The sequence below is a fragment of the Burkholderia sp. Bp9090 genome, from assembly GCF_003857985.1.
Taxonomy (GTDB): Bacteria; Pseudomonadota; Gammaproteobacteria; order Burkholderiales; family Burkholderiaceae; genus Burkholderia.
In genome coordinates this window covers 112168-135958 of the sequence record NZ_QTPV01000005.1, presented here as the reverse complement: position 1 = coordinate 135958, position 23791 = coordinate 112168, and the positions used below count along the sequence as shown (strand labels likewise).

Annotated in this window: 19 protein-coding genes; 13 read left to right on the top strand and 6 right to left on the bottom strand. The window is 67.5% G+C overall.

Annotated features, from left to right (window positions below):
* Positions 1-119: 119 nt before the first annotated feature.
* On the top strand, positions 120-2501 hold the full coding sequence (locus DIE16_RS07110) for a GNAT family N-acetyltransferase (protein ID WP_124486054.1): 2382 nt from the start codon (positions 120-122) through the stop codon (positions 2499-2501).
* Between the two features lie 688 nt (positions 2502-3189).
* Here the strand turns inward: DIE16_RS07110 and DIE16_RS07105 are convergent.
* Positions 3190-3741: a hypothetical protein gene (locus DIE16_RS07105; RefSeq protein WP_044845005.1), complete on the bottom strand. Its 552-nt coding sequence runs from the start codon at positions 3739-3741 to the stop codon at positions 3190-3192.
* 248 nt (positions 3742-3989) lie between these two features.
* Entirely contained in the window at positions 3990-4814 is an 825-nt protein-coding gene (locus tag DIE16_RS07100) for an IclR family transcriptional regulator (protein WP_185500306.1), read from the bottom strand.
* Positions 4815-5469: 655 nt separating this feature from the next.
* Here DIE16_RS07100 and DIE16_RS07090 point away from each other — a divergent pair.
* Positions 5470-6318 carry an ureidoglycolate lyase gene (locus DIE16_RS07090; protein ID WP_044845006.1) on the top strand — a complete coding sequence of 283 codons (849 nt, stop codon included), beginning with the start codon at positions 5470-5472 and terminating at the stop codon, positions 6316-6318.
* 195 nt (positions 6319-6513) lie between these two features.
* On the opposite strand, the gene DIE16_RS07085 is transcribed toward DIE16_RS07090, so the two are convergent.
* Positions 6514-6897, bottom strand: a complete 384-nt coding sequence (locus tag DIE16_RS07085) for a VOC family protein (RefSeq protein WP_044845007.1) — start codon at positions 6895-6897, stop codon at positions 6514-6516.
* 255 nt (positions 6898-7152) lie between these two features.
* Between DIE16_RS07085 and DIE16_RS07080 the strand changes: the two genes are divergently transcribed.
* Entirely contained in the window at positions 7153-7806 is a 654-nt protein-coding gene (locus DIE16_RS07080) for an ABATE domain-containing protein (RefSeq protein ID WP_124520089.1), read from the top strand.
* Between the two features lie 54 nt (positions 7807-7860).
* Here DIE16_RS07080 and prpR read toward each other — a convergent pair whose 3' ends face one another.
* Positions 7861-9849, bottom strand: coding sequence for a propionate catabolism operon regulatory protein PrpR (gene prpR, locus DIE16_RS07075; protein WP_124520087.1), 1989 nt, complete (start codon positions 9847-9849; stop codon positions 7861-7863).
* Positions 9850-10019: 170 nt separating this feature from the next.
* Between prpR and prpB the strand changes: the two genes are divergently transcribed.
* The 8 genes from prpB to DIE16_RS07035 all read left to right on the top strand — a co-directional run bounded on the left by prpB (position 10020) and on the right by DIE16_RS07035 (position 19445).
* Positions 10020-10913: a methylisocitrate lyase gene (prpB, locus tag DIE16_RS07070; RefSeq protein ID WP_044845010.1), complete on the top strand. Its 894-nt coding sequence runs from the start codon at positions 10020-10022 to the stop codon at positions 10911-10913.
* Between the two features lie 117 nt (positions 10914-11030).
* The gene (prpC, locus tag DIE16_RS07065; RefSeq protein ID WP_044845011.1) at positions 11031-12203 is read left to right on the top strand and encodes a 2-methylcitrate synthase; all 1173 of its coding nucleotides are present in this window, start codon (positions 11031-11033) and stop codon (positions 12201-12203) included.
* Between the two features lie 81 nt (positions 12204-12284).
* Complete coding sequence (acnD, locus tag DIE16_RS07060) at positions 12285-14879, top strand: Fe/S-dependent 2-methylisocitrate dehydratase AcnD (protein ID WP_124520085.1); 2595 nt, start codon at positions 12285-12287, stop codon at positions 14877-14879.
* A gap of 26 nt (positions 14880-14905) precedes the next feature.
* Positions 14906-16096, top strand: coding sequence for a 2-methylaconitate cis-trans isomerase PrpF (gene prpF, locus DIE16_RS07055; protein ID WP_124520083.1), 1191 nt, complete (start codon positions 14906-14908; stop codon positions 16094-16096).
* 370 nt (positions 16097-16466) lie between these two features.
* A complete protein-coding gene (locus DIE16_RS07050) occupies positions 16467-17516 on the top strand; it encodes a CaiB/BaiF CoA-transferase family protein (RefSeq protein WP_124520081.1) in 1050 nt (349 codons plus the stop codon).
* Between the two features lie 179 nt (positions 17517-17695).
* The gene (locus tag DIE16_RS07045; RefSeq protein WP_124520079.1) at positions 17696-18373 is read left to right on the top strand and encodes a PAAR domain-containing protein; all 678 of its coding nucleotides are present in this window, start codon (positions 17696-17698) and stop codon (positions 18371-18373) included.
* Entirely contained in the window at positions 18370-18741 is a 372-nt protein-coding gene (locus tag DIE16_RS07040; RefSeq protein WP_260426215.1) for a hypothetical protein, read from the top strand. The genes DIE16_RS07045 and DIE16_RS07040 overlap by 4 nt, the downstream gene beginning before the upstream one ends.
* A complete protein-coding gene (locus tag DIE16_RS07035) occupies positions 18738-19445 on the top strand; it encodes a hypothetical protein (RefSeq protein ID WP_124520077.1) in 708 nt (235 codons plus the stop codon). The genes DIE16_RS07040 and DIE16_RS07035 overlap by 4 nt, the downstream gene beginning before the upstream one ends.
* Before the next feature lie 31 nt (positions 19446-19476).
* Here DIE16_RS07035 and DIE16_RS07030 read toward each other — a convergent pair whose 3' ends face one another.
* A complete protein-coding gene (locus tag DIE16_RS07030; RefSeq protein WP_044845017.1) occupies positions 19477-19920 on the bottom strand; it encodes a PaaI family thioesterase in 444 nt (147 codons plus the stop codon).
* Between the two features lie 269 nt (positions 19921-20189).
* On the opposite strand from DIE16_RS07030, the gene DIE16_RS07025 reads away from it, so the two are divergent.
* Complete coding sequence (locus tag DIE16_RS07025; RefSeq protein ID WP_124520075.1) at positions 20190-21818, top strand: methyl-accepting chemotaxis protein; 1629 nt, start codon at positions 20190-20192, stop codon at positions 21816-21818.
* Here DIE16_RS07025 and DIE16_RS07020 read toward each other — a convergent pair.
* Positions 21791-22900 (bottom strand): AGE family epimerase/isomerase, encoded by a 1110-nt coding sequence (locus DIE16_RS07020; protein ID WP_124520073.1) that lies wholly within the window; start codon positions 22898-22900, stop codon positions 21791-21793. The two genes, DIE16_RS07025 and DIE16_RS07020, sit on opposite strands and share 28 nt — an antisense overlap.
* 114 nt (positions 22901-23014) lie before the next feature.
* Here DIE16_RS07020 and DIE16_RS07015 point away from each other — a divergent pair, with 114 nt between their 5' ends.
* Entirely contained in the window at positions 23015-23713 is a 699-nt protein-coding gene (locus DIE16_RS07015; protein ID WP_124486076.1) for an MgtC/SapB family protein, read from the top strand.
* Positions 23714-23791 lie beyond the last annotated feature (78 nt).

Here is a 23791-nt window from a genome sequence, read left to right as displayed (position 1 = left end):
GTTCGGCATATAGGCAGCCGCATCGGGTTCGCCTATGCTTGGAGTTCGCGTCGACCGGTGCACGGCCATCCGTGCCCGTGTGCCGGTCGGGTCGTCTTTCGTTACCGTATGGAGCCGATGTGACCGTCCGCCATCTCGATGCCTTGTTCCAGCCCAGGTCCGTCGCGGTCGTCGGTGCATCGTCGCGCGCGGGCAGTATCGGCGCGATGGTGTGGGCGCGCGTGCTCGACGGTGCGTTCGAGGGGCCCGTGTGGCCCGTCAATCCGAAGCATCGCGAGCTGAACGGGCACTCGGTCGTGGCCGACGTCGACCGGCTGCCAGCGCCGCCGTCGGTCGCCGTGATCTGCACGCCGCCTGTCACGTGGGCCGGCATCGTGCGCAAGCTCGGCGAGATCGGCACGCGCGTCGCGGTGATCGTCGGCGAGGCGCGCACCGACGCCGATCGCGCCGCGCTCGATCGCACGCTCAAGGCCGCGAAGCCATTCGTGCTCCGAATCGTCGGGCCCGGCAGTCTCGGCGTGCTGTCGCCCGCGCGGCATGCGCATTTCGGCGCGCCGGCCTATACGGCACGATCGGGCGGCGTCGCGTGGGTGTCGCAATCGAACGCGCTGACGAACGCGGTACTCGGCTGGGCCGATGCGCGAGGCCTCGGTTTTTCGCATGTCGTCGCGCTGGGCCGTGAAGCCGACGTCGACGCGGGCGACGTGCTCGACTACCTCGCCAGCGATCCCGGCACGCGCGCGATCCTGCTGGAACTCGACACCGTGTGCGCCGCGCGCAAGTTCATGTCGGCTGCGCGGGCAGCGGCGCGCAACAAGCCGGTGCTCGCGCTGCGCACCGGGCGCGCCGATCCCGGCGACGCGCTTTACACGGCGGCGTTCCAGCGCGCGGGGTTGGTGCGTGTCGATGCGCTCGACGATCTGCTCGACGAGATCGAGACGCTCGGCGTCGGGCGCGTCACCGCGCGTGGCGCGGCGACGCTCGTGACGAGCGACGCAGGCGTCGCGAAACTCGCGGTCGATGCGGTCGCGGAGGTGCGCGACGTGCTGGCCGACTGGCCCGCGGCGGCCACGTCGGCGGTCGCGGCCGCGCTGCCGCATCTGGCCGCGCCCGGCAATCCGCTGACGCTCGGCGACGATGCGCGTCCCGAACATTTCGGCGCCGCCATCAAGGCGCTCGCGCCGTTTCCGCAAACGGGCACGCTGTTCGTCGTGCATTCGACGTCTCACAGCGCGCCGGCCGACGCGGTCGCGCGTACGCTGATCGAGTCGCGGCAGTACGCGTACCGCGGCATCCTCGCGTGTTTCTTCGGCGCGGTCGACGCGGCGACGCGCGACGCGCTGCACGCGAACGGCATTCCCGTGCACACCACGCCGCAGCGGCTTGCGCGCGCATACGCACGGCTCGTCGACTACAACCTCGGGCGGCAGTTGCTGATGCAGACGCCCGAGGGCACGCCGCCGCAGCCGGCTGAATGCGTTGCGTCCGCGCAGGCCGAGGCGCGACGGATGGTCGAGGCCGGCGAGCATGAACTGGCCGGCGAAGCGGCGTTGCATTGGCTCTCCCACTTCGGCCTGCACGGCGAGCCGGCCGATTCACCGGCCGACGAATCGGCCGACGAATCGGCCGGCGCCAGAATCGTCGACGTCACGGTCGACATGTACGACGATTCGAACTTCGGCCCGGTGTTCCGTTATGCCGTGCCGCCGGCGGATGGCGTATCGGCGCCGTTCGTCGTGTACGGGCTGCCGCCGTTGAATACGGTGCTCGCCCGCGCGGTGATGGAGCGTTCGCCATATGCGCGCCGCACGCCCGTCGAACCCACGCTCGATGCGCTGACGGCACTGTCGCAAGTCGTTTGCGACGTGCGCGAAGTCGTCGCGATGTCGGTCACGCTGCGCGTGCTGTCCGATCGGGCATACGTGGTCGCGCCGCGCATCACGGTGGCGGCCGGGCGCAGCCGGCTCGCGATCATGCCGTATCCGCGCCATCTCGAGCAGACGCTCGAATGGCGCGGCGAGACCGTGACGATCCGTCCGATCCGTCCGGAAGACGAGGAAGCACACAACGAACTGCTCGGCGCGATGACGCCGGACGATCTGCGGATGCGGTTCTTCGGCGCGGTGCGCAGCTTCGATCATTCGCAAGTCGCGCGCATGACGCAGATCGACTACGACCGCGAGATGGCTTTCATCGTGTCGTTCACCGACGTGTCGGGCCGGTCGCACACGCTCGCGGTGGCGCGTGCGGTTACCGATCCCGACAACGAGACGGCGGAGTTCGCGATCGCCGTGCGGCCCGATCAGAAGGGCAAGGGGCTCGGGCGGCTGATGATGACCCGCATCATCGACTATGCACGCTCGCGCGGCACCGGATGGATGATCGGCGAGGCGCTGCGCGAGAACACCGCGATGATCTCGCTGGCGAAGGCGTGCGGCTTCGCCGTGTCGACGACGGAGGAACCCGGCGTGGTGGGGTTCAGGATGAAGCTGCAACCGTAATCGCGTGGGTGAGCATGCTCGCACGTCCGGCGGCATCGTGCAGAGTCGGTACGGCATGCATGATGTCGATGGTGTACAGGCACTGCCGAGCGAATTCGTCGACGTTCGGCATGCCGATCGTTCGACTGGTTCGCTCGATTGCGCGGATCGGTACGACAGTCGCTCGGTGACCGGCGGGAAACGGCGAACGCGTCGAGTCACGGCATCCGCGGCGGGCGCGTTGCGTGTGCCGATGACCTCCGCGTATCACCGGTTCCGGGGTGTCATGGTCGAGCGCATGAACGCCGGCATTTCGCATGCGCAGGATCGGAAACAGAGCAAAGGTGAGACTTTTCGGGAGCCACGAGTGAGCTTTTCCGGGAGCTGTCGAGTGAGCCGATACGGGAGCGCTCGGTGAGCCTTTCCGGGGATCTGCCGGTGAGCCCTTGCGGGAAGCCCTGGTGAGCCTTTCCGGGAGGGCCCGGTGAGCATCTCCGGGAGGCGTCGGTGAGAACGTTCGGGAAGGGGTTGGTGAGCATCTCCGGGGGCTTCAGGTGAGCTTTTCCGGGATGTCTGGGTGAGCGTTTACGGGACGCTTCGGTGAGACTTTTCGGGAGCTTGCGAACGCAGTGCTCCGGCTGGCGCGGCGCCGGCTGTTGCCGGCGTCCGCACCGGTGCGGGCACGCATGAACCGTGCCCGCGGCAGCGTTTATGCAGCGAGTTTCGATGCCGCGTCGTTCACCTGCTCACGCGAAATCGCGAGTTCTTCGAGGTGCGCGTCGGCATAGATGCCGCCGGTTTCGCGCTCGAGGCGGGCGATCGTCAGCGCGCAACGCGCGATGTCCTTCGGCATCGCGATGAAGCGCTTGACCGATTCGCCGGCCGTGAATGCATCGAACAGCGCGCCGCGCACGTCGTCCGGAAGCGTCTTGGTCCATTGGTACGGCTTGCCGTTGAACGTGATCGACGGCGGCAGCGTGCGTTCCTTCTTGGTGGCCGTGATGAGGCCGTAGGTACGTGCGGCGTCGCCGATCTGCTCGGGCGAAAAGAGTTCGTCGGGCGTGATGTCGAACTGCTCGATGTAGTTCTCGATCGCCCGCATCGCTGCGGCGCGATCGTCGCGCTTCTTCTGCGCGCGCGCGACGATGTCGCGCAGCTCGTCCGCTTCCTCGGACGTGATCGTGAAGCTCGCCTGCTTCTGCTGAAGTTCGGAGAAACGCTGGAATTCTTGATCGTTCAGAAGTTTGGCCATGACATCCATCGGATACGACGGCCGCGACAGCCGGCCGCCGTAGTTTTTGAGAGGGCCGCTATTCTAGCGTAGCGCGGCGTCCGCGCATCCGGAAACGGTCTGCGGAATGCCGGTACGAACGCCTGCGCGACCGGCGCACATCGCATACCGCGTGGGCGGCGTCGCACCGGCCTGCCCGACCCGCTGACCGAACGACCGCCCGCCGCGCCCGCCCGCTCGCCCGACCAATTTCAACCCGGTCGCCCGCTCGACAACAATCAGCAAGTCTCCGCGCGGCACATCGACAACTGGCCTGCCGTATCGCGCAGCCTTGCGACGACCACCTCCACGGACGGCGCCATGTGCGCGTCGATCCGGCGCATGTATGGGCAGGTCAGCACCGCGATCGCATGGCCGGCCGGGCCGAGGATCGGCGCGCTCAGGTCGGTGACGCCGTATGCCTGGCGGCTGTCCTGGCGCACGTAGCCGGACTGGCGAATGGACTGGCACGCGTGCGCGAGTTCCTGCTCGTTCATCGGCGTTTCACCCTTGACCTTGCGATGCTCGACCAGCATGTGCGCGCGCTGCTCGGTACCCTGGAACGACAGCATCACGCGTCCCGACGCCGTATCGGCAAGCCCGACGCGCGAGCCGAGCCGCACCGACACGCCCCACGGGCCGGGGCCGTCCACCTGTGCGATCACGAGCAGGTTGCCGCGATCGTAGACGGTCAGATGGCACGACTGTTCGGCCGCATCGGCGAAGCGCTGCATCAGCGGCAAGGCCTCGGCGATCAGCCGGTTCATCGGCGGATGGCGGTGCGCGAGCGCGAACAGTTTCAGGCTGAGCGTGTAACGGTCGCCGCCGCTCGAGCGCATCACGTAGCGGCGCGCGACGAGACGTTCGAGCATCCGGTAGATCTCGCTCGCGTTGCGGCCGAGCTCCTTCGTGATTTCGGTGCGGGTGAGCCCTTCCTTTTGTTCCGACAGGAGTTCGAGAATGTCGAGCCCCTTGTCGAGGGCGGGTGCGCGATAGCGGTCGGCTGCGCCCATCGACGCCCGTGCGTCGCTGCCGGGGAGCGGGTTATTGGTCGTTTGCGTCATGGTAGGAAGTCCGGGAATGGCCAATCGGTTGGCGACGCACGCTGGCCGGTTTGCACGCAGATTCGCGAAGCCGCATGCGGATGTGACTGCCGTCCGGACGAGCCTGACAATAAACGTTCAGTGTGCAATGCGGCGTCTTTTTGCCGATCGTTGTCCAGCAAGAACGGATCACGTGCCGTTCCCGATGACAGGGTCGTAAGAAATATTCGACATTCATCTTTCGGTATCGAAGGACCGCGGCATTGGGCGTAAAGCCGGATGGTTCGGCGGCCCCGATGCTGCTGTGCAATCTCCGCAGGCGCACCAATAGTCGGTATCCGTCGCGCGCCATTTCACGGCGGGCCGCCGATGGTACAAAGAGCGGCGGGCCAGCGACGGTGCGGCCGCGCGTGAAGCCGACCGGCACCGGCCGGCACATGGCGCGGAGGCCGGGCCGTCGTCGCCGATGCGCAGACCGGCGGCCGCCCGTTCGATGCGCGCCGCACCCGGTGCGGCGCCGCGATCGCTGCGCCTGCGCGAGCCTCGCGTGTCGATTGGCCTGCCGGATTCGGGGCCCGACGCGCGTCATCGACGATCGGCATTCAGTCCGGCGCGTGGCCGTCAGCGGCCGCGTCGGCCGGTATCCTGTCACATTCGACAACAGAGGTTGAGCACGATGAAACTGCTTCGCTATGGCCCGTCGGGCCAGGAAAAGCCCGGTATTCTCGACGCGGACGGCCGGATTCGCGACCTGTCCGCGCACGTGCCGGATCTTGCCGGCGACGCGCTGTCCGACGCCGGTCTCGCGCGCCTGCGCGCGATCGACCCGGCCACGCTGCCGCTCGTCTCCGGCGAGCCGCGCATCGGCGCCTGCGTCGGGCGCGTCGGCAAGTTCATCGGCATTGGTCTCAACTATGCCGATCACGCAGCCGAAGCCGGCATGCCGGTGCCGAAGGAACCCGTGGTGTTCGGCAAGTGGACCAGTTCGATCTGCGGCCCGAACGACGGCATCGACATCCCGAAGGGCTCCGTGAAGACGGACTGGGAAGTCGAACTGGGCGTCGTGATCGGCGCGACGTGCAAGGACGTCGACGAAGCGCGCGCGCTGGATTACGTCGCCGGCTACTGCGTCGTCAACGACGTGTCCGAGCGCGAGTGGCAGATCGAGCGCGGCGGCCAGTGGGACAAGGGCAAGGGCTTCGACACGTTCGGCCCGATCGGCCCGTGGCTCGTCACGCGCGACGAGGTGCCCGATCCGCAGCGCCTCGACCTGTGGCTCGAGATCGACGGCCACCGCTATCAGAACGGCAACACGCGCACGATGGTGTTCACCGTCGCGCAACTGATCGCCTACCTGTCGACCTGCATGACGCTGCAACCGGGCGACGTGATCACGACCGGTACGCCGCCGGGCGTCGGGATGGGCATCAAGCCGTCGCCGGTGTTCCTGAAGGCCGGTCAGACGGTGCGCCTCGGGATCGCGGGGCTCGGCGAGCAGTTACAGAGCACGCGCAACGCGCAGTAAGCGCTCGCGCGGCGCGGGCGAGGCTGGCGGACGTAACCGGCTGGCTATCCGCCAGCGCCGCCGGACCCGTCGCCGGATCGCCGGCGGCGACCGACGCGAGTCGAACGCCGACCCCGGTGCAACAAAGACAAGGGCCCGGCTCCGCATGACGCGGAACCGGGCCCTTGTCGTTCATCCGCGTTGGGACTCGGCGGATCAGACGACGTTGCCCAGCTCGCAATGGGCTTCGAGGCGATACCCGTCGGGATCGACGACGAACGCCGCGTAATAGCCGGGGCCGTAGTGCTCGCGTTTGCCCGGCCCGCCGTTGTCCTGTCCGCCGTGCTGCAGCGCGGCGCGGTAGAACGCATCGACTTCCACCGGCGACGCCGCGCGAAACGACAGGTGCAACCCTGAATCGGGATCGGCGACGACCGGACGTGCCGCGTGCTGCAACCACAGCACCGGTTCGCTGGTGCCGTAGCCGAGGGATCCGTCGTCGCTGTACAGCCGCTTGTAGCCGAGCGCGCCGAGCGTGCTGTCGTAGAACGCGCGGCTGCGGTCGATGTGGGCAACGCCGAACGAAAGGTGATCGATCATCTGTGGCTCCTTGAACTGAAGGGGGGCATCAGTGCAGCAAACCTGTTTACAACCACCAGGCCATCCGCTTGTGACGAAGCGCGCCGAGCATGCTGTCGTGGAACGCGCGGCTGCGGCCGGTGTGGACAACGTCGTGCGAAAAACGATCGATCATCTGTGGCTCCTTGAACTAAAGAGGGGACATCACAGCAGCAAACCGGTTTTTAACCACCATGCTGGTTATATTAGGAAGCGTCCGGATGCTTGTCAACCGGCATGGTGGTTAGATACGATCGCGTCATGAGCAAAACGCAACCTTCCGTCACGACGGACTGCCTGGTTCCGGCGCCGTCGGAAACGCTGAGCATCGATTTCGCGAACACGCTGTACTGGCGTGGCGCCGACGTGCCGACCGAAACCTTCGGCACGCTGGACGACCTGTTCACGTGGTGCCGCGAGCAGGCTGGCGTGCCGGCCGGCCTGGCCGACGCGTGTCGCGCACAAGCACAAGAGAACGAGAAGGAGGACGCGCCGGCGATGCTGACGCGCGCGCTCGCGCTGCGCGAGGCGTTGTACCGGCTCTTTCACGCGCAGGCCGAGCGGCGCGAGCCGCAAGCCGACGATCTCGCGCTGCTGGGCGGTTTTCTGGCGGAAGCGGCGCCGCGCGTCGCGCTCGCGCGGATCGATGGTGGTTACGCGTGGCGGATCGGGGCAGCGGGCGCGACGCTCGCGGGGCTGCTGAGCCCGGTGCTGTGGTCGGCGACCGACCTGCTGGGCGGCGCGCGCCTCGCGAAGGTCAAGCGCTGCGCGAACGACGTATGCCAGTGGCTGTTCATCGACGACAGCAAGAACGGCAGCCGCCGCTGGTGCTCGATGTCGTCCTGCGGCAATCGCGCGAAGGCGTACCGCCACTATCACAAGGCCGATTGACGGCGGCGCGCGTCCCGGTGCGTCACCCGTCGATCGCGCCCATCCCGCCCGAACCTATTTCGCCGACAGCTTCCGCCACAGCGTCGTCTTGCTGATGCCGAGCATCGCGCACGCGCGATCGCGATCGCCGCCGCACGCATCGAGCGCCGCGCGGATCTCGTCGGCTTCTGCGCGACGGCGGCGCGCGTGGAGCGTCTGCGCGTCGGTGGCGTCGGCATCGGCCGCATCGGGCGGCGCCGCGAACAGCTCGGGTGCGATCGCCTGCAGCGCATCGGGCGCGAGTGCCGCGCACGCGGCGCCCGGATCGTGCTCGTCGACCTCCTCGGCCAGTTCCACCGCGATCCGCTCGATCACGTTCTGCAGTTCCCGCACGTTGCCGGGCCAGCGGTAGCGCGCGAGCGTCGCCTGCGTCGCGCCGAGCACGCGCATCGCATCGTCGGCCTCGCGCACGCGTTCGGCCAGCCGCGGCTCGCGCCGCGCGGCCTGCACGAGCAGCGTGGCCGCGAGCGCCGGAATGTCGGCGGCGCGCTCGCGCAGCGGCGGCAGGCCGACGTTCAGGATGTTGAGCCGGTAATACAGGTCCGCGCGGAACGTGCCGGCCTCGACGGCCGCGAGCAGCGGCCGGTGCGTCGCGGCGATCACGCGCACGTCGATGCGGATCGGCTCGGTCGAGCCGAGACGGATCACCTCGCGCTCCTGCAGCACGCGCAGCAGCCGGCTTTGCAGCGACGGCGGCATCTCGCCGATCTCGTCGAGAAACAGCGTGCCGCGGTGCGCGGCCTCGAACAGCCCGGTCTTGCCACCGCGCCGCGCGCCGGTGAACGCGCCTTCCTCGTAACCGAACAGCTCGCTCTCGAGCAGCGCCTCCGGAAACGCGCCGCAGTTGATCGCGACGAACGGATAGCTGCGCCGCACCGACAGCGCGTGCAGGCTCTGCGCGATCATTTCCTTGCCGGTGCCGCTTTCGCCGAGCACGAGCACGGTCGCATCGGATTTCGCGTAGCGGCGCACGAGATCGCGCACGCGCGCCATCGGCGCGGACGCGCCGACCACGTCGTCGAGCGTGTAGCGCGCCGCGAACTGCTGCGTGTTCGGCTGCGAACGCAGCGCGCGGTCGAGCCGTTCGACCGCGCGCGATTCCTGGAACGTCAGCACGCTGCCCGACGTGACGCCGCGATCGACGAGCGGCCCGCGATGCACGACGTAGCGCACGCCGCGCACGGTCGCGAGCGCGTCGCCGTCCTCGCCGCGCAGCGTGCGCAGTTCCGGACGCAGGTCGACGAGCGCGCGGCCGACGGCCGCCGCGGGTTCGACCCCGAGCGCCGACGCGAGCCGCTCGTTGATGGCTTCGACGCGGCCGCGCGCGTCGAGCGCGACCACGCCGTCGCGCAGGTGCTGCAGCAGGTTGTCGAGCCGCTGGCGGCGAAACGCCTCGGCGTGCGTCGCGTACGCGACCTCGAGCGCCGTCTCGACCGCCTTGCGCACCGACGCGTGCGAATACAGGAACACCGCGCCCATGCCGGCGCTCGCCGCGAGATCGGTGACGAGGCCGGGGCCGACGATCGTCTCGATGCCGCGGTCGTGCAGGTCGTGCACGCAGGCTTCCGCTTCCTGCGCGGACTGATATGACGCAAACTGCACGTCGAGGCCGTAGGCGGCGACGAAGCGGCGCACTTCGGGCGGCGTCTCGCCGGCGCTGACGAGCGCGATCCGCGACGCGTCGCGCCGCGCGCGCGCGAGCGCCTGCATCACGTCGAAGCCGGTCGGCGACACGACCACGACCGGCACCTGCGCCCGCGTTTTCAGGAAGCCGCCGTTCGAGCCGGCCGCGACGATCACGTCGGGGCGCGCGGTGCCGGCCTCCGCGATCGCGCTCAATGCGTCTTCGTACGCCCGCGTGACGATGCGCACGTCGGCGCGTTCGTCGAATTCGCCGGCGATCTCGCGAAACAGGTCGCGCAGGCGGCTGATGCCCATCGCCCAGATGCGCGGACGCACCGTGCGGTCGGCCGGGCCGACGGGCTTGGTCGAGGAGAGGTCCATGGCGACCGATTATGCGCGCGCGATTTCATTTTTGAAACATGAAATTGCTGAAATGAAATCATCGGGCGCTGCCTCGCCCGTGCCGGTTGCTTAAGAATCAGTGGGTTAGCCCCGATTCACGAGCTGGCCCGGTCCTTGCTGTTCATGGTCATTCCTTCAGGAGGCCGTTCATGAGCAACACGCATCTTCAGAGCGCCGGCGCGAAATTCCGCGCGGCAGTCGCGGCCGAGCAGCCGCTGCAGGTGGTCGGCGCGATCACCGCGTACGCAGCCAAGATGGCGCAGGCCGTCGGCTTCAAGGCCGTGTACCTGTCGGGCGGCGGCGTCGCCGCGAATTCGCTCGGCATTCCCGATCTCGGCATCAGCACGATGGAAGACGTGCTCATCGACGCGAACCGGATCACCAACGCGACCGACCTGCCGCTGCTCGTCGACATCGATACGGGCTGGGGCGGCGCGTTCAACATCGCGCGCACGGTCCGTTCGTTCATCAAGGCCGGTGTCGCAGCCGTGCACCTCGAGGACCAGGTCGGCCAGAAGCGTTGCGGCCACCGTCCGGGCAAGGAAGTCGTGCCGACCGACGAAATGGTCGATCGCGTGAAGGCCGCGGTCGACGCGCGCACCGACGACCAGTTCGTGATCATGGCCCGCACCGACGCGGCCGCTGCAGAAGGGATCGACGCCGCGATCGAGCGCGCGATCGCCTACGTGGAAGCCGGCGCGGACATGATCTTCCCGGAAGCGATGAAGACGCTCGACGACTATCGCCGCTTCAAGGCCGCGGTGAAGGTGCCGATCCTCGCGAACCTGACCGAGTTCGGCTCGACGCCGCTGTTCACACTCGACGAGCTGCGCGAGGCGAACGTCGACATCGCGCTGTACTGCTGCGGCGCGTATCGCGCGATGAACAAGGCCGCGCTGAATTTCTACGAGACGCTGCGCCGCGACGGCACGCAGAAGGCGGCGGTGCCGACCATGCAGACCCGCGCCGAGCTGTACGACTTCCTCGGCTATCACGCGTACGAGCAGAAGCTCGACGAACTGTTCGCGCAGGGCAAGAAGTAACGCGGCCCGCGCGCCGGGACACGGTTCCCGGAACGCTTTTGCATGAAGCCGGGCCGCGCGCACGAGCGCCGCGCCCGGCCGACGTGACACCCCAGATACCCATTGGAGAACGGAAACATGAGCGAGACGAAAGACGCAGCAGCACCGGCCGCCGCAGGCGCATTCAAGCCGAAGAAGTCGGTGGCGCTGTCGGGCGTGACGGCCGGCAACACGGCGCTGTGCACGGTCGGCAAGACCGGCAACGACCTGCACTATCGCGGCTACGACATTCTCGACGTCGCCGAATCGTGCGAATTCGAGGAAATCGCGCACCTGCTCGTGCACGGCACGCTGCCGAACCTGACCGAACTCGCCGCATACAAGACCAAGCTGCGCGCGCTGCGCGGCCTGCCGAGCGCGCTGAAGGCCGCGCTCGAGCAGATCCCGGCGTCGGCTCATCCGATGGACGTGATGCGCACCGGCGTGTCGGTGCTCGGCACCGTGCTGCCGGAGAAGGACGATCACAACCTGCCGGGCGCGCGCGACATCGCCGACCGCCTGATGGCGTCGCTCGGCTCGATGCTGCTTTACTGGTATCACTTCTCGCACAACGGCAAGCGCATCGAGACGGAAACCGACGACGACTCGATCGGCGGCCACTTCCTGCACCTGCTGCACGGCAAGACGCCGTCGAAGTCGTGGGTCGACGCGATGCACACGTCGCTGATCCTGTACGCGGAGCACGAGTTCAACGCGTCGACGTTCACCGGCCGCGTGATCGCGGGCACGGGTTCGGACATCTACTCGGCGATCACCGGCGCGATCGGCGCGCTGCGCGGTCCGAAGCACGGTGGCGCGAACGAAGTCGCGTACGAAATCCAGAGCCGCTACAGCTCGCCGGACGACGCCGAAGCCGACATCCGCCGCCGCGTCGAGAACAAGGAAGTCGTGATCGGTTTCGGCCACCCGGTCTACACGATCTCCGATCCGCGCAACAAGGTGATCAAGGGCGTCGCGCACAAGCTGTCGAAGGAAGCGGGCGACCTGAAGCTGTACAGCATCGCCGAGCGCCTGGAATCGGTGATGTGGGACGCGAAGAAGATGTTCCCGAACCTCGACTGGTTCAGCGCGGTGTCGTATCACATGATGGGCGTGCCGACCGCGATGTTCACGCCGCTGTTCGTGATCTCGCGCACGTCCGGCTGGAGCGCGCACATCATCGAGCAGCGCGTCGACAACAAGATCATCCGCCCGAGCGCGAACTACACGGGTCCGGAAGACCTGCAGTTCGTGCCGATCGAGAAGCGCTGATCTTCGGCCGCGCGCGCCGGCGCCCGTGATGCGGGCCGCCGGCGCGCGCGCAACGTCTTACCCCGAATTCCGCCCCACATCATGAATACCGCCAACCGCAAACCCCTGCCCGGCACGTCGCTGGACTACTTCGACGCGCGTGCCGCGGTCGAAGCGATCGCTCCCGGCGCATACGACACGCTGCCGTACACGTCGCGCGTGCTCGCCGAAAACCTCGTGCGCCGCTGCGATCCGGCGATCCTCGCCGATTCGCTGAAGCAGATCATCGAGCGCAAGCGCGAACGCGACTTCCCGTGGTTCCCGGCGCGCGTGGTGTGCCACGACATCCTCGGCCAGACGGCGCTCGTCGACCTCGCGGGCCTGCGCGACGCGATCGCCGAGCGCGGCGGCGACCCGGCCAAGGTGAACCCGGTCGTGCCCGTGCAGCTGATCGTCGACCACTCGCTCGCCGTCGAGTGCGGCGGCTTCGATCCGGACGCGTTCGCGAAGAACCGCGCGATCGAGGATCGCCGCAACGAGGATCGCTTCCACTTCATCGAATGGACCAAGCGGTCGTTCGAGAACGTCGACGTGATCCCGCCGGGCAACGGCATCATGCACCAGATCAACCTCGAGAAGATGTCGCCGGTGATCCAGGCGCAGGACGGCGTCGCGTTCCCGGACACCTGCGTCGGCACCGACAGCCACACGCCGCACGTCGACGCGCTCGGCGTGATCGCGATCGGCGTGGGCGGGCTGGAGGCCGAGAACGTGATGCTCGGCCGCGCATCGTGGATGCGCCTGCCCGACATCGTCGGCGTCGAGCTGACCGGCAAGCGCCAGCCCGGCATCACCGCGACCGACGTGGTGCTCGCGCTGACCGAGTTTCTGCGCAAGGAAAAGGTGGTCGGTGCGTATCTGGAATTTCGTGGCGAAGGCGCCGCGAGCCTCACGCTCGGCGACCGCGCGACGATCTCGAACATGGCGCCCGAATATGGCGCGACGGCCGCGATGTTCTTCATCGACGGCCAGACGACCGACTACCTGCGCCTCACCGGACGCAGCGACGAGCAGGTGAAGCTGGTCGAGACCTACGCGAAGGCAGCCGGCCTGTGGGCCGATACGCTCGCCAACGCGCAATACGAGCGCACGCTGACGTTCGACTTGTCGAGCGTCGTGCGCAACATGGCCGGCCCGTCGAACCCGCACAAGCGGCTGCCGACGTCCGATCTCGCCGCGCGCGGGATCGCCGGCCAATGGGAAGAAAAGGCGGGCGAGATGCCCGACGGCGCGGTGATCATCGCCGCGATCACGAGCTGCACGAACACCAGCAACCCGCGCAACGTGATCGCCGCGGCCTTGCTCGCCCGCAACGCGAACGCGAAGGGCCTCACGCGCAAGCCGTGGGTGAAGAGCTCGCTCGCGCCGGGCTCGAAGGCGGTCGAGCTGTACCTCGAAGAAGCGAACCTGCTGCCCGAACTCGAGAAGCTCGGCTTCGGCATCGTCGCGTTCGCGTGCACGACCTGCAACGGGATGTCGGGCGCGCTCGACCCGAAGATCCAGCAGGAGATCGTCGATCGCGACCTGTACGCGACGGCCGTGCTGTCCGGCAACCGCAACTTCGACGGCCGCATCCATCCGTATGCGAAGCAGGCGTTCCTCGCGTCGCCGCCGCTCGTCGTCGCGTATGCGATCGCCGGCACGATCCGGTTCGACATCGAGAAGGACGTGCTGGGCCACGACCAGGACGGCAAGCCCGTCACGCTGAAGGACATCTGGCCGACCGACGAGGAAATCGACGCGATCGTCGCGTCGAGCGTGAAACCCGAGCAGTTCCGCAAGGTCTACGAACCGATGTTCGCGCGCGCGGCCGATGCGGGCGAGCGCGCGGCGCCGCTGTACGACTGGCGCGCGCAGAGCACGTACATCCGCCGCCCGCCGTACTGGGAAGGCGCGCTGGCCGGCGAGCGCACGCTCAAGGGCATGCGCCCGCTCGCGGTGCTCGGCGACAATATCACGACCGATCACCTGTCGCCGTCGAACGCGATCCTCGCGAACAGCGCGGCCGGCGAATACCTCGCGAAGATGGGCCTGCCCGAAGAAGACTTCAACTCGTACGCGACGCACCGGGGAGACCACCTGACCGCGCAGCGCGCGACCTTCGCGAACCCGACGCTGATCAACGAGATGGCGGTCGTCGACGGCGCGGTGAAGAAGGGCTCGCTCGCGCGCGTCGAGCCGGAAGGCAAGGTCATGCGGATGTGGGAAGCGATCGAGACGTACATGAATCGCAAGCAGCCGCTGATCGTGATCGCGGGCGCCGACTACGGCCAGGGCTCGTCGCGCGACTGGGCCGCGAAGGGCGTGCGGCTCGCGGGCGTCGAGGCGATCGTCGCCGAAGGCTTCGAGCGGATCCACCGCACGAACCTGATCGGGATGGGCGTGCTGCCGCTCGAGTTCAAGCCGGGCACGAACCGCACGACGCTCGGCATCGACGGCACCGAGACCTTCGACGTGATCGGCGAGCGTACGCCGCGTGCCGATCTCACGCTGGTGATTCACCGCAAGAACGGCGAGCGCGTCGAGGTGCCGGTGACGTGCCGGCTCGATACGGCCGAGGAAGTGTCGATCTACGACGCGGGCGGCGTGCTGCAGCGTTTCGCGCAGGACTTCCTCGAATCGTCGCAGGCGGCTTGACCGGGTCATACAGGGACAACGCAAACATGGCTCACATTCCTCAAATCAGGATTCCCGCGACCTACATGCGCGGCGGCACCAGCAAGGGCGTGTTCTTCCGGCTGCAGGACCTGCCGGACGCCGCGCAGGCGCCGGGCGCCGCGCGCGACGCGCTGCTCTTGCGCGTGATCGGCAGCCCCGATCCGTACGGCAAGCAGATCGACGGGATGGGCGGCGCGACGTCGTCCACCAGCAAGACGGTGATCGTGTCGAAGAGCACGCGGCCGGGGCATGATGTCGACTACCTGTTCGGGCAGGTCGCGATCGACCGCGCGTTCGTCGACTGGACCGGCAACTGCGGCAACCTGTCGGCGGCGGTCGGCCCGTTCGCGATCAGCGGCGGCCTCGTCGATGCGTCGCGCGTGCCGCGCGACGGCGTCGCGACAGTGCGGATCTGGCAGGCGAACATCGGCAAGACGATCGTCGCGCACGTGCCGGTCACGAACGGCGCGGTGCAGGAGACGGGCGACTTCGAGCTGGACGGCGTCACGTTCCCGGCCGCCGAAGTGCAGCTCGAGTTCATGGACCCGGCCGCCGACGAAGAGGGCGCGGGCGGCTCGATGTTCCCGACCGGCAACCTCGTCGACGACCTCGCCGTGCCGGGCATCGGCACGCTGAAGGCGACGATGATCAACGCGGGGATTCCGACCATCTTCGTCGACGCAGAGGCGATCGGCTATACGGGCACCGAGCTGCAGGACGCGATCAACGGCAACCCGAAGGCGCTCGAGAAGTTCGAGACGATCCGCGCGCACGGCGCGCTGCGCATGGGCCTGATCGATACGCTCGACGAGATCGCGACGCGGCAGCACACGCCGAAGGTCGCGTTCGTCGCGAAGCCGGCCGACTATGTCGCGTCGAGCGGCAAGCGCGTGAATGCGGGCGACGTCGACCTGCTGGTGCGGGCGATGTCGATGGGCAAGCTGCACCACGCGATGATGGGCACGGCGGCGGTCGCGATCGGCACGGCCGCGGCGATCCCCGGCACGCTCGTCAACCTTGCGGCGGGCGGCGGTGAGCGTAATGCGGTGCGCTTCGGGCATCCGTCGGGCACGCTGCGCGTCGGCGCGGAAGCGCAGCTCGAGAACGGCGAATGGACCGTCACGAAGGCGATCATGAGCCGCAGCGCGCGCGTGCTGATGGAAGGCTGGGTGCGGGTGCCGGGGGATGCGTTCTGAGCATGCCGCGGTTCGTGCGTGCAACCCTGCAGCGCTGAACCGGACCGATCCCTGCGAAGCGGGCCCGCTGCGCAGGGATTTTTTCGTTTGGCGCATGCGTGACGAAGGCAATTCGCTATTCAACGCGTGGGATCGGTGACCGTACCGGTGCGCGGAAGCGCACTCCGGTCGTGATGCACGGATCCGAGCTGGCGTGAGTCATCGCAGATCGATCCCAAAGCGTGGGACCCACGTGAGCACTAAAGCGCTAACGCGGATCGACCGCGAAGCATGGGACCACGTAAGCGCTAAAGCGCTAACGTGGATCGACCGCGAAGCATGGGATCCACGTAAGCGCTAAAGCGCTAACGTGGATCGACAGGAGAATCGCATGTCGCTTGATGCGCCGCTTTCCGGCGTCCACATCGTCGAATTCGAAGGCCTCGGCCCCGGCCCGCTCGCGGGCTGGATGCTCGCCGGGATGGGCGCGCGCATCACGCTGATCGCGCGTCCGGCCGGCCGCACCAGCGCACCGGACGCGCTGCAGGGCCGCGACGGCGACCTGCTGCGCGAAGGCAAGACGATCGTCGAACTCGATCTGAAGACGCCGGCGGGCCGCGACGCGGCGCTCGCGCTGATCGCGCAGGCCGACGCGCTGATCGAGGGCCTGCGTCCCGGCGTGATGGAACGCCTCGGCCTCGGGCCCGACGATTGCGCGCGCCACAACCCGAAGCTCGTGTATGGACGCATGACGGGCTGGGGCCAGGACGGACCGCTCGCGACGGCCGCCGGGCACGACCTGAACTACGTCGCGCTGACGGGGCTGCTGTCGCTGTCGGCACCGCGCGACGGCCGGCCCGGCGTGCCGCCGACCGTCGTCGGCGATGCGGGCGGCGCGCTCGGGCTCGCGTTCGGGATCGTCTGCGCGCTGTTCGACGTGCGCGGCGGCGGCCCGGGGCGCGTGGTCGACGGCGCGATCGTCGACATCGTGTCGATGCTCGGCTCGCTCGCGTTGTGGGCACGCGCGAACGGGCAGCTCGATGGCGCGCAGCCGAGCCTCTTCCACGATGCGCCGTTCTACGACGTGTATCGCTGCGAGGACGGCGAATGCGTGACGATCGGCGCGCTCGAGCCGCCGTTCTATGCGTTGCTGGTCGAGCGGCTCGGTTTGAGCGATGTCGATCCGGCGTCGCAGTACGATCGCGCGCGCTGGCCGGCGCTGAAGGTGCGTTTCGCGGAGGTGTTCGCACAGCAGCCGTCCGCGCACTGGCGCGCGCTGCTCGAAGGGACGGACGCATGCTTTGCGCCGGTGCTGAGCGTGGCCGACGCGCTGGAGCATCCGCACAATGCGGCGCGCGGGATCTATCGTACCGATGCGAGCGGCAACGTTCGGGCGCGCGTGGCGCCACGTTTTCTGCCGTTGACGGGCGATGAAGCTTAAGCGCATCCCAAGTCGGATATATCTCGGATAATGCCGACCGCATCGAGGTATTGAGACAGAAAAAAATAATCCTCGTTGTCGGTAGGAGTTTCGAATTCGTCTGATTGTTTTTCCTTTCTCGATCACGCAAATTTTTGCGTCGAACAATCCTTATCCATTCGTCGAGAAAGGAGATCCAGATGAAGAACGAGCAGAGCGCGCCGACTTATCTTTTCGCCACCATCGGAGCGCTCACTGAGCGCGGTGGTCGTGTGACCCAAGCTAGCAGCGGCCTTGCTGTCGCTGGGCTTGCTGTTGCCCGGGTTGGCGATGTCGTCACGTACGAGGATGGCAGTGAGGCAGTCATTACCGACGGTGCGGGCAATTATGCGGTTTGCCGAGAAAGGCCATTTGCACTGGTAGGTAGCCGATTGAGCAATGGCGATCGTATCGTCGAAACACTTCAGCGGTTATGGGGCATTCATGTTCCGGCGGGTGAGACGGTCGAAGGCTTGTTCGATGCGGCTTATGTGCCTTCGCCTGAGCCGCCGCGCCACCGGCTCGCGGTGCGAGGCGCAACGACTGCGCGAGGTGGCGTGCTGCGCAACGCTACCTGTGCCTGGAACACCGGTGTCCGGCTTGGCAAGGCTGGTATCGTGGGTAATCAGGTCCACTATGCGGACGGTTCGACCGCGCGAATCGTAAGCGGTCTTGCCCTGGCGGATAACCGTGACTTCGAGCCGCTGGCTTTTGTCGGAAGCGAACTCGATAACGGCGACATCATTACGGACAGCCCGGAGCGCGAGGGTCTCGTATCCGCCTTTACCTTCACGCTGGTGAAGCGTTCGACTACGGCACGCCCAGGAGACGTCGCGTGATCCGCTATTTCCTTGCGAAGGGCGATCAGGGTGGCAGTGCGAGCATTACGGAAGGATTGGACCCCTCGAATGGGGCATTTTGGTGGGACGGCCTGGACTTCAAAACCAATTACGGAAACCATCCCAAGGTTCGTGATGGCTTCAAATGGGGTTCGCAATCGGACAACATTTTTGGCGTGCCGGAGAAGCGGCGCGAGGTCATCGTTCGATGGAAAATCCGCAATAAAAGGACCGGGAAGATCGTCGATGGGGGTGAGCGCGGGCGTTACGATTCGGTGTGGGTTTCGACAGCCGCGCACGGGGATACGGTATTTTGGAAGCACAATCCCGACTATCTGAAGGCGAGCGGAGGAAAAGCATACCGATGAAACCCGCAATGACCTTGGTGGCAATCCTGGTTGCCTTCGCAAGGAGCGCTCATGGCGCTACGATCTACGACAGCTATGACGAGTTCTATGCGGCCCAATCGAGTGCATTGTTTGGCAGTCCAGTCCAGCAACGCGCAAGCTTTCTATATTCCGATCGCGGCAATGGAGGCGTATACCAGGATTTTCAAATCGACTTGGACGGGAAGACGGTACACGTCACAGTAGCGGAGCGCCAGATATCGATTGGCGGCAGGATCTATCGCTTTTCGAACGCAACGACTTTCCCTGGTGAACATCCGGTGGATATCTACCCCGGAAGCGCGAGCATATTTTTTACTGGAGCCGCGGACCATCGTCCGTCGGCTCTCTGTGTGGAGGGAAACAGCAGCGGGTCTGGTGAATCTGGCCGCCATCGCCAAATCTACTTGCTGACCAACCCGTTCGAGTTTAGAAAAAGCGCGGCATTTCTTCATTTGCCGAGTCTGCTTTCGTCCTGTCGGGCCGTATTGGCAACAAAGGCCGGATTGCTTGCATTTCCGAAGAACAGCTATCTGTTCGATGATGCACAAGAGACCCGTCTCGGCCTATTAATTTCGTACTACACGTTTGAAAAGCGGCGCTTTGTTCCGGCCCTGAACGAGGTGCGGCTTCGATTTACGCGTCCCGAGATTCCATTTCAATTTTCGGTTCAGGGCGAGCAATAAGACAGCCGAACGATTCGCCGACGAATCTGCCTTACGCCGTTTCCTCCCGCGCATCCGGCATCTTGCCGTCGCCGACGCGGTTGATCGTGCCTTGCGCGATTGCGACGAGCCGTTCGTGATCGCCGTCGATGACGAACACATGACACTGGCAGGTCGCCTGGTGCCGGCCCGCGTAGACGACCTTCGCGCGCGCAACGAGCGTGCCGTTCACGGCCGGCCGCAGGTAGTTGATCTTGTATTCGGCGGTGATGACGCGCGGGCCGAGCACCAGCGCGCCGGCGAACGTCAGCGCGTTGTCGGCGAGATAGCCGATCACGCCGCCGTGCACGAAGCCGTGCTGCTGCCGCAGTTCTTCCCGCACGGGCAGGCACAGCGACACTTCGTTGTCGCCGATATGCATCAGCTCCGTGCCCAGCAGCATGCTGAACGGTTGCGCGCGCAATGCGCCGCGCGCGTGGTCCGTGATGTCCGTCATCGACTTCCCCAATGCGTGTCCGCTTGCGCTGAACTCTAGGAAGGGGGCCGCGGATAAGCAAGGAAATTCGTCCGCATTTCGCGCAGATGCCGGCGCGATGCGACGTGATGATTGCGTCGAACGCGCGCGTTGTCCTCGTTTGCCGGCGATTCGACGGGAATGGCGGGCACTGGCCGGGCGCCTCTCGCCGGATGTTCCTAAAGTCCGACGAAGAAATGCCGCTAATGCCGGGGCATTGCTCCATCGTCGGCTCTCCAGGAATCTCCCCCATGTTCGGAAAAATCAAGCTCGCGTCGGGTCTGCTCGGCGTGTTGACCGTGTTTTGCCTCTTTCTGTTCGCGATCGAGGCGCTCGGCTTCTGGGCGCTCGCGTCGACGCGCAGCGGCGTCGACGATCTGTCGAACGTCGCGATCGCGCAGGTCGACGCGGCCAGCCAGGCGACCGAGCGCCTGCTCGACGCCCGCGTGAACCTGTCGCGCGCCGGCACGCGGATGGTGCGCGGCGGCCCGAAGCCCGACGAGATCATCCGTCATGCCAGCGCTTCGCTCGGCGAAGCGGACAAGGCGTTCGCCGCGCTGACGGCCGCACAGGCCGTCGACGCGACGAACCGCGCGCGCGTCGCCGCGCTCGCCGAGCGCTATCGCGCGCTGCGCGGCGCGCTGGGCGAACTCGTGCAGTTCCTCGATGCCGACAACATCCAGGCGTTCCTCGACCAGCCGACCCAAGGCTTCCAGGACGCGTACCTCGCCGAACTGCACCGCTTCGCCGACTACGGCGGCGCGTCGAGCCGCGACGCGCTCGCCACGATCGACAGCGGGATGCAGTGGTTCAAGTGGGTCGGCATCGTGCTGCTCGTGGCGATGCTCGCGGCGAGCGCGGCCATTTACGCGGCCGCGCGGCGCGCGGTGGTCGCGCCGCTGGACGAAGCCGGCCGCCATTTCGAGCGGATCGCGCAGGGCCGGCTCGACGAAGCCGTGCGGGCGGGTGGCGTGTTCGAGATCGACCGGATGCTGCGCGGCCTCGCCGCGATGCAGGCGAGCATCGCGGACACCGTGCGCACCGTGCGTCACGCGTCCGACGCGATCCACCTCGGCGCGGGCGAGATCGCCGGCGGCAACGCGGACCTGTCCGCGCGCACGGGCACGCAGGCTGCGTCGCTCGAGGAAACCGCCGCGAGCATGGAGGAACTGACCGCGACGGTGCGCCAGAACACCGACAGCGCACGTGCGGCCAGCGCGCTGGCCGACGCGGCGCTCGACGCGACGCGCCACGGCGGCGGCGTGGTCGACAGCGTGATCGACCGGATGCGCGGCATCGCCCAGAGCTCCGGGCGGATCGCGGAGATCATTTCGGTGATCGACGGCATCGCCTTCCAGACCAACATCCTCGCGCTGAACGCGGCGGTCGAAGCCGCGCGGGCCGGCGAGCAGGGCCGCGGCTTCGCGGTGGTCGCGGGCGAAGTGCGCTCGCTCGCGCAGCGCAGCGCGCAATCGGCGAAGGAGATCAAGGCGCTGATCGAGGAGTCGGTCGCGCAGATCGACGGCGGCTCGGAACTCGTCGAACGGGCCGGCGACGCGATGCGGACGGTTTCGGCGTCGATCACGCGGGTCGTGCAGACGATGTCGGAGATCACGGCCGCGTCGGTCGAGCAGACCGTCGGCATCGAGCAGGTCAACCAGGCCGTCACGCAAATGGACCAGCTGACACAGCAGAACGCGGCACTGGTGGAGGAAGTCGCGGCGGCGGCCGCGTCGCTGAACGACCAGACCGCGCACCTGATGCAGGCGGTGTCGGTGTTCGAACTGGGCGACGCGCGCGCGGCTCGCGGGGTTCGCCACGAGCGCGGGTCGCCGTCGCCGGCCGACGCCGGTTACGAAACGGCGGGCAGCGCCGCGTAAGCGGTCGCGAGGTGGTAGGGCGTCGTCGACGGCATGTCGGCGCGCGACACCTGCCCGTCGGCCGTCTTGCACTCGAACCAGCCGCGCGGATGCAGGAAGCGCGCGGCGAAGCACTCGATCTGCCGCGCGAGCGGCGCGGACGCCGGCGTGCCGCCGTGCGTCGCGAGTGCGCGCAGGTATTCGGTCTGCGCCCAGATCCGCTGCGTGCCGTCGAGGCATGCGCCTCGTGCGTCGACCGCCGCGCACACGGCGCCCGTCTGCGGATCGACCCCGTGCTGCTCGGCGAACGCGAACGCGCGCGCGAGTGCGCCGGGCAGCCCGGTTTGCGCGAGGCGCGCGCCGGCCGCGTCGACCAGATAGAACCACTCGAACTGATGGCCGGGCTCGAAGCGGTTGTCGGCCGCCCCGAGCGGCAGCTCGGCGACGCAGCCGGTCGCGGTATCGACGAACGTGCGTTCGACGGCCTGCGCGGTGCGCGCGAGCGCATCGTCGAACGCCGCGTCGCCGAACGCATCGGCGGCCGCGAGCCACGCTTCGGTCAGGTGCATCAGCGGGTTTTGCAGCGCGCCGCTGCCCGACGACGAGAAATCGGCGTGACGCGCGGCGTCGAGCAGCGCGTCGCCCGGCTGCGGCGCGAAGCGGTCCTGGATCAGCGCGGCGGTGTCCTCGGCGGCCGCGCGTGCCGCGGCGTCGCCCGACGCCGCATGCCACGCGGCACACGCGAACACGACGAACGCGTGCGTATAGAGGTCCTTGGTCGTGTCGAGCGGCGCGCCTTGCGCGTCGACGCTGTAGAACCAGCCGCCGTGGCGCGGGTCGCGGAAGCGGCCGCACAGCGAATCGAACAGCGTGGCCGCGTGCGCGATGTTGCCGGCCTGCGCGAACACGAACAGCTGCCGCGCGCAGGCCATGGCGCGATAACGGGTGACGGGCAGCGGTGCATGGCTGGCCGGGTCGACGGCCTCGAACGGTAGCCGCAGCGTGTGGTCGAACCCTGAACCCTGCCAGATCGGCAAGACGACGTGCGCGAAATGACGGCGCAGCTGGGCGGCCTGGGCGGAAGCGGAGTCGGAAACGGACATGACGGGGTTATGCGCTTGGATCGAAACGTGTCGGCGCGGCCCGGAGGATCGGCGCGGCCGGGGCCAAGGATAAAACATTCCGCGCGGCCGACGCCAAAAAAGGAGAGAAATCGGATGCTCGGCAACCTGGAACTCGTGATGCGGCTGGTTCTCGCGGCTGCGCTCGGCAGCGTCATCGGCATCGAGCGCGAGCGCCTTTCCTGGGCGGCCGGCCTGCGCACGCACATGCTGGTCTGTGTCGGCTCGACGCTCATCATGATCGTATCGGCATTCGGTTTCGCCGATGTGCTGGGCAGCAGCGACCACGTCGTGCTCGATCCGTCGCGGATCGCCGCGCAGGTGGTATCGGGGATCGGTTTTCTCGGCGCGGGCTCGATCCTGCTGCGCGGCGAGATCGTGCGCGGGCTGACGACGGCCGCGAGCCTGTGGTCGGTCGCCGCGATCGGCCTCGCGGTGGGCGGTGGCCTGTACGTCGCGGCGATTGCCGCGACGCTCATCATCCTGATCATCCTGGCCGGCATCAAGCCGCTCGAGCGGCGCTACTTCACGGTGCGGCAGCGGCGCCAGCTCGCGCTGACGGTGGTGAGCGGCGCGCTGACGTTCGATTCGCTGCACGCGGCGCTCGGCCCCGACAGCGCGCGCGTGAAGCAATTCATCGTGCAGCGCGCCGACGACACGGGCGAGCACGATGAGGTGCGCATCGCGCTCGGGCGCGTGTCGGATCTCGAATACCGCGCGATCTGCGACAAGCTGCGCGGGCTGTCGTGCGTGACGCGATTCGAGCAAGGCGGCGGCGTGCCGGGCGACGAATAGACGGCATCCGATCGGCCGGATCGGCGATCGGTCATGCGACAATGGCCGGTCACTGATTCCGTTCGACCTTCGGTTCCG